Annotated in this window: 16 protein-coding genes; 7 read left to right on the top strand and 9 right to left on the bottom strand. The window is 70.0% G+C overall.

Annotated features, from left to right (window positions below; genetic code table 11):
* Positions 1-83 precede the first annotated feature (83 nt).
* Positions 84-1,394, bottom strand: a complete 1,311-nt coding sequence (locus HDA39_RS35860) for a hypothetical protein (protein ID WP_184802886.1) — start codon at positions 1,392-1,394, stop codon at positions 84-86.
* A gap of 209 nt (positions 1,395-1,603) precedes the next feature.
* On the opposite strand from HDA39_RS35860, the gene HDA39_RS35855 reads away from it, so the two are divergent.
* From HDA39_RS35855 to HDA39_RS35840, 4 genes are all read left to right on the top strand, one after another.
* The gene (locus HDA39_RS35855; RefSeq protein WP_184802884.1) at positions 1,604-2,413 is read left to right on the top strand and encodes an NPP1 family protein; all 810 of its coding nucleotides are present in this window, start codon (positions 1,604-1,606) and stop codon (positions 2,411-2,413) included.
* 67 nt (positions 2,414-2,480) lie between these two features.
* A complete protein-coding gene (locus HDA39_RS35850) occupies positions 2,481-2,882 on the top strand; it encodes a TIGR03618 family F420-dependent PPOX class oxidoreductase (RefSeq protein WP_184802881.1) in 402 nt (133 codons plus the stop codon).
* Positions 2,883-2,932: 50 nt separating this feature from the next.
* Complete coding sequence (locus HDA39_RS35845) at positions 2,933-3,454, top strand: PadR family transcriptional regulator (protein WP_184802879.1); 522 nt, start codon at positions 2,933-2,935, stop codon at positions 3,452-3,454.
* Complete coding sequence (locus HDA39_RS35840; RefSeq protein ID WP_202893217.1) at positions 3,451-4,221, top strand: alpha/beta fold hydrolase; 771 nt, start codon at positions 3,451-3,453, stop codon at positions 4,219-4,221. Before HDA39_RS35845 ends, HDA39_RS35840 begins: the two co-directional genes overlap by 4 nt.
* 4 nt (positions 4,222-4,225) lie before the next feature.
* On the opposite strand, the gene HDA39_RS35835 is transcribed toward HDA39_RS35840, so the two are convergent.
* Together HDA39_RS35835 and HDA39_RS35830 are read right to left on the bottom strand one after the other, a co-directional pair.
* The gene (locus HDA39_RS35835) at positions 4,226-4,930 is read right to left on the bottom strand and encodes an anti-sigma factor family protein (RefSeq protein WP_184802877.1); all 705 of its coding nucleotides are present in this window, start codon (positions 4,928-4,930) and stop codon (positions 4,226-4,228) included.
* The gene (locus tag HDA39_RS35830; RefSeq protein WP_184802875.1) at positions 4,930-5,481 is read right to left on the bottom strand and encodes a sigma-70 family RNA polymerase sigma factor; all 552 of its coding nucleotides are present in this window, start codon (positions 5,479-5,481) and stop codon (positions 4,930-4,932) included. The genes HDA39_RS35835 and HDA39_RS35830 overlap by 1 nt, the downstream gene beginning before the upstream one ends.
* A gap of 333 nt (positions 5,482-5,814) precedes the next feature.
* Here HDA39_RS35830 and HDA39_RS41975 point away from each other — a divergent pair, with 333 nt between their 5' ends.
* The gene (locus HDA39_RS41975; protein WP_202893216.1) at positions 5,815-6,534 is read left to right on the top strand and encodes a hypothetical protein; all 720 of its coding nucleotides are present in this window, start codon (positions 5,815-5,817) and stop codon (positions 6,532-6,534) included.
* Between the two features lie 77 nt (positions 6,535-6,611).
* Here the strand turns inward: HDA39_RS41975 and HDA39_RS35820 are convergent, their stop codons facing one another.
* The 3 genes from HDA39_RS35820 to HDA39_RS35810 form a co-directional block, all read right to left on the bottom strand.
* Positions 6,612-7,547, bottom strand: coding sequence for a DUF1996 domain-containing protein (locus HDA39_RS35820; RefSeq protein ID WP_184802873.1), 936 nt, complete (start codon positions 7,545-7,547; stop codon positions 6,612-6,614).
* A 107-nt stretch (positions 7,548-7,654) separates the two neighbouring features.
* Positions 7,655-8,218 (bottom strand): hypothetical protein, encoded by a 564-nt coding sequence (locus tag HDA39_RS35815; RefSeq protein WP_184802871.1) that lies wholly within the window; start codon positions 8,216-8,218, stop codon positions 7,655-7,657.
* A gap of 33 nt (positions 8,219-8,251) precedes the next feature.
* On the bottom strand, positions 8,252-8,641 hold the full coding sequence (locus HDA39_RS35810; protein ID WP_184802869.1) for an SRPBCC family protein: 390 nt from the start codon (positions 8,639-8,641) through the stop codon (positions 8,252-8,254).
* Between the two features lie 51 nt (positions 8,642-8,692).
* Here HDA39_RS35810 and HDA39_RS35805 point away from each other — a divergent pair, with 51 nt between their 5' ends.
* Complete coding sequence (locus HDA39_RS35805) at positions 8,693-9,106, top strand: MarR family winged helix-turn-helix transcriptional regulator (RefSeq protein WP_184802867.1); 414 nt, start codon at positions 8,693-8,695, stop codon at positions 9,104-9,106.
* Positions 9,107-9,126: 20 nt separating this feature from the next.
* On the opposite strand, the gene HDA39_RS35800 is transcribed toward HDA39_RS35805, so the two are convergent.
* Together HDA39_RS35800 and HDA39_RS35795 are read right to left on the bottom strand one after the other, a co-directional pair.
* Positions 9,127-9,666, bottom strand: a complete 540-nt coding sequence (locus HDA39_RS35800; protein WP_184802865.1) for a GNAT family N-acetyltransferase — start codon at positions 9,664-9,666, stop codon at positions 9,127-9,129.
* A gap of 177 nt (positions 9,667-9,843) precedes the next feature.
* Positions 9,844-10,224, bottom strand: coding sequence for a MerR family transcriptional regulator (locus tag HDA39_RS35795; protein ID WP_202893215.1), 381 nt, complete (start codon positions 10,222-10,224; stop codon positions 9,844-9,846).
* A 58-nt stretch (positions 10,225-10,282) separates the two neighbouring features.
* Between HDA39_RS35795 and HDA39_RS35790 the strand changes: the two genes are divergently transcribed.
* The gene (locus tag HDA39_RS35790) at positions 10,283-11,179 is read left to right on the top strand and encodes an NmrA family NAD(P)-binding protein (RefSeq protein ID WP_184802863.1); all 897 of its coding nucleotides are present in this window, start codon (positions 10,283-10,285) and stop codon (positions 11,177-11,179) included.
* A 14-nt stretch (positions 11,180-11,193) separates the two neighbouring features.
* Here HDA39_RS35790 and HDA39_RS35785 read toward each other — a convergent pair whose 3' ends face one another.
* Complete coding sequence (locus HDA39_RS35785; protein ID WP_184802861.1) at positions 11,194-12,132, bottom strand: helix-turn-helix domain-containing protein; 939 nt, start codon at positions 12,130-12,132, stop codon at positions 11,194-11,196.
* Between the last annotated feature and the right edge of the window lie 57 nt (positions 12,133-12,189).

Here is a 12,189-nt window from a genome sequence, read left to right as displayed (position 1 = left end):
GCCTAAAGGCGTATCTGAGCCTCAGACTAAAGGCCTACTGCGAGGCCGTCCCCGCCGCGGAACGGCGGGGACGGCTTCGTGAATCAGCGAACGGTGAGCGTGAACGGATGCGTGTAGCCGGCGTCGACCGGCAGCCCCTGGGCGCTGATCGAGGCCGCGACCCACCAGCGGAACTGGTGCGTTCCGGCGCGGTTGAAGGCGAACGGCCCGCTCTGCGCGGTGCCGTTGGCCAGCGTGCGGTACATCAGTCCTTGCCACTGGCCACTGCTGTTCTTGAACTGCAGCGCGACCTGGTGCGACCCGTACGGCGCGACGGTGACGGTCGCGTTCGGCTGCTGCCCGAGCGCGATGTCGGAGTCGAGGAAGCGGGCGTCGAGCACCTGCGGGGTGGCCCGGATCGCCTTGGTGGCGCCGATGGTCTGGTAGATCACGGCGCCGTGGCCGACGAAGGACTCGACCAGGATCGGCCGGTACTCCCGCGCGCCGGTGTTGGTGATCACGAACTTGTAGTTGCCCTTGGCATCGGTCCAGCTGGAGCCGATGGAGTACCAAGCGCTGGTCGCGGAGTTCCGGCCGTGCAGCGCCATCGTGTGCTGGACCAGGTCGGCGGTGTCAGGCGTCAAGGTGCAGTCGCCTGCCGCCGGGTTCTTCAGCTTGCTCAGCGCGATCGAGCCGGTCATCGTCACCTTGGCGCCGTAGATGCCGGTCGCGGGGGTGCTGAACGCGACCGCCGCGGTCCGTGCCCGGACGGTGGTCAGCTTGCTCTCGCCCCACTCGTTGGCCAGCACCAGGTCGACCGAGTACGCGCCGTTCTGCGCCGGCACCTTGCCGTACCGCTCAGTGGTGGCCGGCAGCGACACGTTCTCGCACTGGGCGGCGGTGCCCGCCTTAACGCGCGTCAGCCGCGGCGTGATCTTCGCCGGCGCCGTACTGTCCAGCGGGTCGTTCGGCGTCGTGTCCGTCGCCGGATCCGCCTCGAACTGCCACTGCATCACGCCGCGCACCATGCCCGGGAGCATCGGCGTCTCCCCCTGGACATACCGGTCGAAACTCGCCGACCGCGCCCCCGCCGTACTCGGGTCGGCCACGAGGATCCGCGCCGTACTCGCCGCGTCGTGCGACGGCTTCAACGCGGCGACCGGTACGACGAGCTCGTTGGCGCCGCCCGCGGTCGTCGTACCGATCCGCTGCGCCTGCTGCCCGCTCACCTCGAGGTAGACGTCGTTCGCGATCCCCGCCGCCTCGGTCCAGCTGATCTTCACCTTGCCCGGCTCGGCCCAGGCCACCTTCACCTCGGACACCGCCGCCGGCGCCGCGTGCGCCACCGCCGCCTGTGTCGCTGCCAGAAGGGCCAGCCCACCCACCACAGCCAGCGCCGCCAAAGACTTCCTCATCATGTCCATCCCCCAGCTCTGTCCACGCCCCGCACACCGAGGCACCGCTAAGACGCCCTGGCGTCGGGGAAAGGTTGAGCGGATCCCGATGGCTCCTGATGTTCACGGAGCGTCAATCAGTAGACACGTGACGTATGTACTGACTTGCCTGCCGGCTGTCATTCTCGGAGGCGTTCACTTCCGCCCCCCGCTCTCGAAAAGAGTGTTGAATGAACGATCTTCCGCCCTCCACTTCCGCACGCCCTTCGAAGCGCCGGCGTCGTCTGCTCGGCGTCGCGCTGGCCACGGCCACGCTGATGGTGACGTCGGCCGCCGCGGCGTACGCGGCACCGCCGCCCTCGCTCCCGCAGAACGCCGGCGGGTACGACCAGTCGTTCTCCCCGGCGTACGACTACGACGGCGACGGCTGCTACGCGACACCCGCGATCGGTGCCGACGGGACGCTCAACCCCGGGCTCAACACGACCGGTGCGGTCAACGGCAACTGCCGTGACCAGTCCGACCTGGACAACAGCCAGACGTACTCGCGGTCGAAGTGCAACAACGGCTGGTGCGCCGTGGTGTACGCGAGCTACTTCGAGAAGGACCAGGCCGTCGCCGGCAGCGGGCTCGGCGGGCACCGGCACGACTTCGAGCACGTCATCTCGTGGATCAGCCAGGCCAGCAACCAGGTCGAGTTCGTGACCACGACGCAGCACAGCAGCCAGGTCACGTACCCGCGGTCGCAGGTCCGGTTCGACGGCTCGCACCCGAAGGTCGTGTACCACAAGGACGGCGCCAGCACGCACTTCTTCCGGCTCGCCAACGGCAACGACGAGCCGCCGGAGAACCACTACCACTCGTGGCGCTACCCGCCGATCGTCGGCTGGGACGGCTTCCCCAGCACCGGCCTGCGCGACACCCTGATGAACGCCAACTTCGGTTCGGCCACCATCAAGGTCACCGACAAGGACGACCGCTTCCGCAACCTGCTCAACGCCTCCAAGCCCGGCGGCATCCCGTTCGACCCCTGGGCCTAGCCGTTCAAGCAAGCCGGGCGTCCTTCGACGCCCGGCTTGCTCCCCGGACGGACGTAGGCTCGCCGGGGTGACGATCCCCGAAGATTTCCACGCCCTGCTCAGCTCGCAGGCGGTCGCCTTCGTGTCGACCATCGGCAAGAACGGCGGTCCGCAGACGACCCCGCTGTGGTTCCTGTGGGACGGCGACCGCGTCCGGATCAGCCTCGTCGAAGGCCGCCAGAAACTCCGCAACCTCCGCCGCAACTCCCGGATCTCCCTGGTGGTCGTCGAGCCCACCCGCCCGACGTACTACCTGGAACTCCGCGGCACCATCGACGATCTGGTCCTCGACCCGGACTGCACCCTCGAACGCGCGATCGCCGAGAAGTACACCGGCGCGTGGTCCGACGTCGAACCCCCAGGCACGCCCCGCTACGCCACCAGCATCCTCGTCGAACGCACCACCAGCCAACGCGGCGAACCGACCTGATCCACTTCCACTAGTAGACAAATCATCTAGATGCATTGTCTACTAGCGGCATGGTTCTCCAGCGGGTCATTCTCGGGTTGCTGTCGATCGCGCCGATGTCGGGGTACGACCTCAAGCGGCATTTCGACTCGACGGTGAACTACTTCTGGTCGGCGGACAAGGCGCAGATCTACCGCACGCTGGCCGCGTTGGTGGGTGACGGGCTGGTGGAGGTGCGGAAGGTCGCGGGGACGGCCGGGCCCGATCGGCAGGAGCATCACCTCACCACGGCCGGGCGGGCGGCGCTGCGCGACTGGCTGGTGTCCGATCTCGATCGGCAGCCGGAGCGGAACGCCTTTCTGGCCAGGGTGTTCTTCGCCGGCGACCTCGACGACGAAGACCTGGCCGAGTTGCTGGAGCGCCAGCGCGAAGCAGCCCGTACGACGCTCGCCACCTTGACCGCGGTCCGCAAAGCGAGCGCGGAACCCACCGACCGCGCGGAGCGGCTCCGGCTGGCCACGCTCGACAACGGGCTCCGCCACACCCGTGCCGAGCTGGCCTGGCTGGACGCGCTCGCCAAGGAGTTGCCGTGAGCTTCCCCGAACTGCATCAACCGCAAGGACCGACCGGCACCGAGCCCGTCGTCCTGCTGCACGGCGGCAACGTCGCGAACTGGATGTGGGAGCCGCAACTCCCGGCCCTCGAGGACCGCCTCGTCGTCACCCCGCATCTCCCCGGCTTCGGCAACCGGACGTCCGAGCCCTGGCCGGGACTCGGCGTAGTGGCCGACGACATCGTTCAGCGCGTCCGCGAACTGACCGGCCGCGAACGGTTCCACGTCGTCGGCCTCTCGCTCGGCGGCGCCGTCGCGCTGCACCTGGCGGCCCGTCACCCCGACGCCGCGATCTCGGTCCTCGCGAGCGGCGTACCGCTGCTGCCGGTCACCGGCATCCCCCGGATCGCCACCCGCCTGCACCTCGCGCTCTGGGACAAGGCCTGGTTCTGGAAGGCGCAAGCCGCGGCCTTCCGGCTCCCCGCCGACTCGCGCGGCCCGTACGTCGACCACGGGCTCTCGGTCCGCAAGGAGACGGCCCGCGCGATGCTCGCCGACGTCCACAGCGGACGGGTCCCGGACGGCCTCAGCGCGTACGCCGGCCCGCTGCTGCTCGTCGCCGGCGAACGCGAGCCGCGATCCGTGCTCCAGTCCCTCGCGACGGCGGCGACCGCCGTACCGCGGGCCCAGATCAGGATCGCTCCGGGCATGCACCACGTCTGGAACATCGAGGACCCGGACCTCTTCGCCGCGATGATCGTGGCGTGGCTCGACGGTCGCGTCGAGCCACGCCTACGTACTCGCTGACCTCTCAGACGGCCGTCTTCACGAACTGCTGCCCACTGGTGTTCTCGATCAGTACGGCGGCGACGTCGTCCGGATCGATCAGCGCGGTGCCGTCCAGCGTGGTCCCGTTGGCGGCGCCCTTCTCGGAGACCAGCCAGCTGCCGGCCGTCTCCCGGTGACCATCTTTGCCCACGACAACCAATCGGCACGGCTCGTTCGCCGGCAGCCCGGTGACGGCGACGTTCACCCGCACGAACCCGGCCGCCGGTTCGACCCGAACGGTCAGCCGGGCCCCGGTCCGCGGATCGACACTGCTGGCGAAACGCGTGCCCGGTACGGCGGAAGCGCTCGGCGTCGGCTCCGGCCCGGCGACCGGCTGGTCGTCGACCGAGTTCCGCCCGATCAGCACGCCCCCGACCACAGCCGCGACCGCCGCCACTGCGGCGATCGACGCGATCGCCGCGACTCGCCCGCGCCCCGGCCCGGCGGCGGCCGACTCCTTCCGGACCTGGCGCAGAGTCCGCTGCAGCAGCAGGTCCGCGTCGTCCGGCGGCCCGTCGAGCAACGCCTCCGCCGGCACCTCCTGCAGGAAACTCTGGAGCTCGAGCAACGCATCCACCTCCTCCCGGCAGGACTCGCAGCCCGCTAGGTGCTGCTCGACCTGTTCCGCCCCCGCCGTGTCCAGCTCACCGTCGACGTAGCCGTCGATGTCCGCGTGTTCGGTCGCCATCAGGCCACTCCTTCCATCCCGAGGTGCCGTCCCGCCGGGAAGTGCTCGCGCAGCGCGCGCAACCCGTAGTGCGACCGTGATTTCACCGTTCCGGGCGGGATGCCGAGCACGTCGGCCGCCTCGGCGACGCTGCGTCCCTCCAGGTAGATCTGCTCGAGCACCACCCGATGCTCGGGCGTCAGCCGGTGCAGCGCCTGCAGGACCACCATCGTGTCGACGACCTCGTCGGCGTGGTCGCGTTCGACCGGCACCGTGGTCTCGCTCTCGGCGACCTCGGGCGGGCGCGCGTTCCGGGCCCGGGCCCGGTCGGTGACGATGTTCCGTACGACGGTGAGCAGCCAGCCACGCACCGATCCCTTGCCGTTGCTCAGGTCCTCGAGATGCCGCCAGGCCCGGACCAGCGCTTCCTGGACGACGTCCTCGGCGCTCGCCCGGTCACCGGTCAACCGCGTGGCGTAGGCCAGCATCGCCTTGCCGTGCTCGTTGAACAACGTCCGGACGAGTTCCTCGTCCGCCGTCTCGCGGCGGCGGCGGGTGCTGAACCCGGCCATGCGCTTCCACCTCTCGCCGGTTCCGCGGCGCGGAACGTTCCCTCGGTCCGTCTCGCCGGGCCGCGCTCGCGCCGCCCGGATCCTCTCACCCACGGTGTCCGGCGCCGCGGTGGGCCGCCCGTCGGTGCGTACGACGGGCGGACCGCGGCGTCACGTGCCGTCCCCTCGTACGGCACGTGCCCAGACCCTTCACACACGGATCCCAGGGCCGGTTGGGTTCACTCAAAAATGTGATCCACGTCACATTACAGGATCTGAACCCGCGACCCCCGTCCCGCCGTGTGTGCTGCCGAACGGACCCGACGGGACCGCCCGAGCTCGAGGGAAGCACCCATGAACACACGCAGCACGATGCTGAAGATCGCACTCGTCTCCGCCGGTCTCACCGCATTGGTGGCCTGCGGCAACTACAACCAGCCGGACGCCGCACCGGCGGCCGCGCCGTCGACGGTGGTGGTCACCGTGCCGTCCGCTCCCGAGGAGCAGGAGGCGGACCAGCCCGCCGAGCCCGAGCAGCCCGCCGCCCAAGAGCCCGCGCAGCAGCCCGCCCAGCAGCCGCAGGCCGCGAACGAGCCGCAACCGGCCGCTCTGCAGCGGACGATGGGCCAGGTCAAGATCTTCGACGGCCCGGCCGCCGCGCCGATCCCGCCGGTCCCGGCCGGGACGAGCAGCCCGGCGGTCCAGGTCAACGCCGGCGAGAACCAGGTCGTCACCGACAGCCGCGGGATGACGCTGTACCGGTTCGACGAGGACTCCGCGAAGCCGTCGAAGCCGACCTGCTTCGGTGAGTGCGCGAAGAAGTGGCCGCCGCTGCTGGTCAAGTCGCCGGGCAAGATCTACACCGTCGGCGTCGACCCGAAGATCGTCAGTTACGTCGAGCGTCCGGACGGCACCTGCCAGGTCACGATCAACGGCTGGCCGGCGTACTACTTCGCGAAGGACCAGGTGCCGGGCGACATCCTCGGCCAGGGGGTCGGCACGACCTGGTTCGCGTTCAACCCGCAGGGCGGCAAGTCCGACGTCGCCAACACCGGGGCGGGCTCCGGGTACTGAGCCCGACACAGTCGGCTCGGGGTGGTCCTTGGGGGCAAGGACCACCCCGAGCCTCCGTTCGTACGGCGTACTGCCGATCAGGCGGTGCAGGCGCGGTTTTCGTTGATGCAGGCAACCAATCGGTCCATCAGGGCCGGCGGCATCACGTTGATGAAGTGGCTGTGGTCGGCGAGCGCGCTGCGGCCGTCCTCGGGGAAGGTGTCGACGGTGTAGTCCGCGTCCTTCGGCACCGCGTAGGCGACCTCGATCCGCAACTGCGGGACGGGGAAGGTGGCCGGCGGACAGGCGCCCACGGTGGTCGGGAAGACCAGGTGGGAGCTGTGGTCGGGACTGTCGAGGGACTTGCCGTTCCAGCAGCTCGGGAAGTCGAAGCCGCGGACGGTCTGCTGACCTTCGGGGCACCGCGGGTAGTCCTTGGTGACGCGATCCCGCGTGCCTGAGCAGGTCCACTGCAGGTGGCTGGTGTTCTTGCCACCTTGGGAGAATCCGTGCGCGTTGCCGGTCGCGGTCCGGAGGAACTCGGGCATCGGTACGACGTCGCTGACCGGGTTGCCGCGGAACTCGATCGTCACCGCCGCGGGGGTCAGCACGCGCCCTTCGTTGCCATGGGCATCGTGTTCGTCGGAGCCGCCGTCACCCGGCACACGGAGTACAGGCCAGTAGTAGCTGGACTTGTCGCCGCCCCGGCAGGTGGTCGCCGCCGCGGCGAGACTCCGATCGGTCGAGAACGCGTTCGTCGACACGTTGCCGACGTAGTCGTGCAGATGATGCGCGGCGCCGACCACTCGCGGAGTCACCACCAGGTTGTCCGAGTTGCGAATCCCGCGTTCGTTCCGGCCGCAGTCCACCCGCCAGGACCCCGTCGACCCGTCCGCTGACGCGACGACTGCCGCCGGCGCCTCCGGAGCATCGGCGATCGCGACGTACCGAATCGCCTCGTCACCGGCATCGTCGCCCAGCACCCCACACCCCGCGACCACCACCACGATCCCCAGCCAGGCGAACCGGCGCATGCCTCCACCCATCATTGACCCCGCAGCCACACCGAGCCAGAAGGTAGCACGCGCCACCGACCCGAATCAGCCTCGCCAGATGCGCAAGCGGGCCAGTTGCCGCCGCCTCACGCCCGCGCGACTCGCCCCGTCCGACCGCGCGCCCGCCGTACTGATGACTGCCCGTCAGAGGCCAGTAGGTTCGTCGGCCAGGGAAACACGAGCGGCTCGGCGCTCGCCTGCCAGGTCGCACCCACCTCGCCAAGCACGTCCGCGGTCCGCGTGATCCGCTCGTCGCCGTACGGACAGGCGCCCGGGTTGCTGACACCCCAGGCCTTCCGCACTTCGGCCTGCGGCGCGCGGCCTCGCTCGTACGCCCAGAAGAACACCCCCACGAGCGTCTCACTGATCCCGATCCCCCGCGCCACCTCGAGGATCCGTGCGCTGCGGACCTTGGCGTCGCGTCGCTTCTTGCCGCCGGTCTGGGTCATGCTGCTGAAGACCGCGCCGGCCGCGATGCAGCCGTAGATGCCGTCCGGGATGCCGAGTTCCCGCTCGACGACGGCGTGGACGAGGTCGTGCGGTACGGCGTGCTTGCGCGAGTACGACGTCAGCTCGAACTCGGCGCCGTCGGCACGCCGGATCAGTGTCCGGGACTCGCCGCGGGGATCGTGCTCGAAGGTGAGGTGCATGCCTCCCAGCGTGATCCGCCGAAAACCCTTGCGCTACTGGTTTTCGCAGAGGGTGCGGACCGTGGTCAGTTCCTCGGCGATGACGGTGGACTGGGCGTCGAGGGCGTCCTGGGGTGAGCCTTCGGGGAAGAAGAGGGTGAATTGGTACTCCGCGCCAGTGCCGTTGGGGATGACGCGAGTGAAGACGCCGGGTCCTTCGCCGAAGAGGAGGTCGACGGTGCCGTGCTCCTCCGACGTACGGACGGTGACGCGGCGGGCGTCGGCGCCGTTGTGGAAGATCCAGGCGTCACCGCTCGGCTCGACCGACTGGACGGCGCCGGGTGCCCAGAGCGGGAGGTTGTGGGGGTCGGCGACGAAGGCGAAGACCTTGGCGGGAGTGGCGTCGATCGCGATGCTGCGGGAGAGTGCAGTATTTGTAGGCATGTGTTGATTATATGCAGCTGCTTATGATTGGGCAATGCCTACGATGCTCGGATGGAGCGCGATGACCTCGGGGCCCTGCTCGCTCGGGTGGTACGCCGGTTGATGACGGCCGAGCGGCCGCTGCTGGACGCCCACGGGTTGTCGATGTGGGGCTACAGCGTGCTGACCCACCTCGCGAAGCAGCCGACCGAGACCCAGCAGGCCCTCGCCCAGGCGATCGGGTACGACAAGTCCCGGCTGATCCCGCTGCTCGACCAGCTCGCCGAGGACGGCCTGCTCGTCCGCGAGCCCGACCCGGCCAACCGCCGCGCCCACACGGTCCGCCTGACGCCCGAAGGGCGCACCCGCCTGAACGCCGCCAAGGCCGACATCCGCGCGATGGAGGACGACCTGCTCAGCGCGCTGAGCGCCACGGAGAAGCGGCACCTGCTCGCCGCCCTCCCCCGCCTGGCCGAGGCCGAATAGGGAAGCGCATCGGTCACCCCCTAGACGTTCGGGTGGTTCGGCGACAGGAAGACGACGATGTCCGTCTCCTGCCCCTTGACGGGTGCTTCGTGCCAGCCGATGCGGCGGTAGAAGGCGATGGTGTCGTGGGCCTGGTTCCAGGTGAGCAGCCAGGCGCCGGACGGCTGGTGGTCGGCCGCGGTCGACAGCAGGCGCTTGCCGAGGCCTGTTCCGCGGGCCCGGTCGAGGACGCCGAGCTCGTCGATCTCGAAGGCACCGACCAGTGATTCCCGCACCTGCTCCGCGCCGAGGCGCTCCAGCACCTGCCCGTACGAGCGATCGGTGCGGAACGGCGCCGGCGTGACCCACCCGGTCACGAAGCCCGCGATCCGCCCGTCCTCGGCGCGTTCGATCCAGGCCCCGAAGCCGTCCCGCGTCGCGTCGCCGTCCAGCCGCTGCCGGAACGCCGTCCGGGTCTCCGCCGGATCCCGCTGCTCCCACGGCGGCGCCGTGAACACCTCGACGTACGCCTCGGTCAGCTCGTCCGCGATCCCCACCACGTCACCCTCGTAGCGCTCCACCCCGCGAACCTACCCGCCGCCACCCGGCCGCGCAGCCGAATACCCACCCGGACACCGGGCGACCTCGCAGCGGATCGGCGGGACGACGTGCCCCGTCAGCACCGACGATCAGGTCCGCCGAGGTCAGCCCGCGCACGACAGTCCGCCAGTCGGGTCAGCACCGATGAAGCGCGCGGATCAGTTCAGCGGATCGAACTCGGCCGATGAACAGGTCTCCCTCGGATGATGCGCGATGTCGATCAGCACGGCCAGGCGCCGCCCGGCCTCCAGGAGGTCGGCGACCTGCCGCGCGATGCGGTCGTGCTCGTGGGTCAGGCGCTGGACGAGCGCGGGTTCGAGGTGCTGGGAGTCGATGGCGGCCAGCAGCGGCTCGATCAGGCGGCTGGTCAGGCCGGCGGCGTAGAACTGCTTGATCAGGTGGATCCGTTCGACCGCCGACTCGGGGTAGATCCGCTGGCCGCTGCCGGTCCGGTCGGGGCGGATCAGGCCGTGCTCCTCGTAGTACCGCAGCGCGCGCGTGCTGACCCCGGCTTTCGCGCTGACCTCGCCGATGCGCACGATCTGGTCCTCCTCAGGACTTGCCCTTGACGTCGACGTCAAGTTTTACCGTGACGGCATGACAGATCTAGTACTGGTGACCGGCGCGACCGGTCAGCAAGGTGGAATCGTCGCTCGCCGTCTCTTGGCGGACGGTGTAAAGGTCCGCGCTCTCGTACGCCGCCCGGAGGCGGCCGCGGCGCGGGCGATCGAGGCGGCCGGCGCGGAGGTGGTGGTCGGCGACCTGACCGACCGGCCGTCGCTCGGACCGGCGCTGAGCGGGGTCCGGGCGGTGTTCTCGCTCCAAACCCCCGACATCACCGACCTCGGCTCCGACGTCGAGCGGATCAACGGCCTGAACCTCATCGACGCCGCCCGCGAGGCCGGAGTCGAGCAGTTCGTGCACTCGTCGGTCGCGGGGATCGGCGTGTACCTCGAGGAGGTCGCGGCCGGTCGTGCCGAGGCTTGGGGCGATCCGCACTACTGGAACAGCAAGGCCGTGGTGGGACTTGCACTGCCCGACGCGGGGTTCCGGTCCTGGACGGAGTTCCGGCCGACGTTCTTCGCGTCGAACCTCGTCCGGCCGTCGATCTGGTACGAGAACCTGACCGGCGAGGCGATCGTCACCGCGGTCGACGCGGACAAACCGCTGGCGGTGTTCGCGCCGGAGGACATCGGTACGGCGGTCGCCGCCGCGCTCGCCGATCCGGTGCGGTTTCACGAGCAGGTCATCGAGCTCACGAGCGAACTCCTGTCGCTGAAGGAGATGGCCGCGGCGCTGACGGCCGCCGGCGAGCCGACACACGTGGAAACGGTCACGGCCGAGCAAGGCAAGGCGCGCGGGATGGTCCCGCAGTTGATGGACAACCAGGTCGGCATGAACAACCGCGCGAACACCGCCGACCCGAGCTTCGCGGCGGCGTACGACCTCCCACTCACGTCCTTCGCGACCTGGGCCGAGCGGCACTACAGCTGAAAGCTCGGCGGCGATCAGGCGCGGAAGGAGCGGCGGTAGGTGTCGGGTGGGACTCCTACCGTCCGCTTGAACTGGCGGCGGAGCGTGGTGGCGGTGCCCAGGCCGGTGGCCGTGGCGACCGACTCGATGCTCTCGTCGGTGGATTCGAGCAGTTCCTGGGCTCGGCGGACTCGTTGGGTGTTGAGCCATTGGATAGGCGTCTGGCCGGTCACCGCGTTGAACTGGCGGGCGAGGTGGCGGGGACTGAGGCTGGCCTGGCGGGCCAGGTCGGTGACGGCCAACGGCTGATCGAGGCGTTGCTGCGCCCACGCCAGTACGCCGGCCAAAGCGTGGTCCCCCGCCGGTTGCAGGGGCGTGGAGACGAACTGAGCCTGCCCGCCCGGCCGGTGCGGCGGCATGACCAGGCGGCGGGCCACGGTGTTGGCGATCGTGGCGCCGTGATCCAGGGCGACCAGGTGGATGCAGAGGTCGACCGCGGCGGCCTTGCCGGCGGCGGTGAGGACGTTGCCGTTGTCGGTGTAGAGGACGTCGGGATCGACCACGGCCAGCGGGTGGCGGGCGGCGAGCTCCGCGGTGTGCGCCCAATGAGTGGTCGCGAGGCGCCCGTCGAGCAGCCCGGCCGCGCCCAGCGCGAAGGCGCCGGTGCACAGCGAGGCGATCCGGGCACCGGCCTCGTGAGCGGCCCGTACGGCGTCGACCAATTCCGGGGGCGGCGGGATGTCGACGTCCGCGCACGCGGGGACGATCACGGTGTCGGCCGTGGCCAGCCGCTCCAACCCGTCCGACGGTTCGACCAGGAACGGTCCGACCCGTACGGCGGCGGGCCCGCACAGCACCACGTCGTACCAGTCCTCGACGGCCGTATCGAGCGGTGGTGTGCGGAAGATCTCGTACGCCACGGCCAGCTCGAAGTGCAGGAGATTGCCCGCGGTGGCCAGGGCGACGGTGCGCATGTCCGAAAGTGTACGCATGATGGCGTTCCGGACTATCACGGTCGGTGATCCCCGGCC

Source organism: Kribbella italica (assembly GCF_014205135.1).
Lineage (GTDB): Bacteria > Actinomycetota > Actinomycetes > Propionibacteriales > Kribbellaceae > Kribbella > Kribbella italica.
This window is presented reverse-complemented; position numbering and strand designations above follow the sequence as displayed.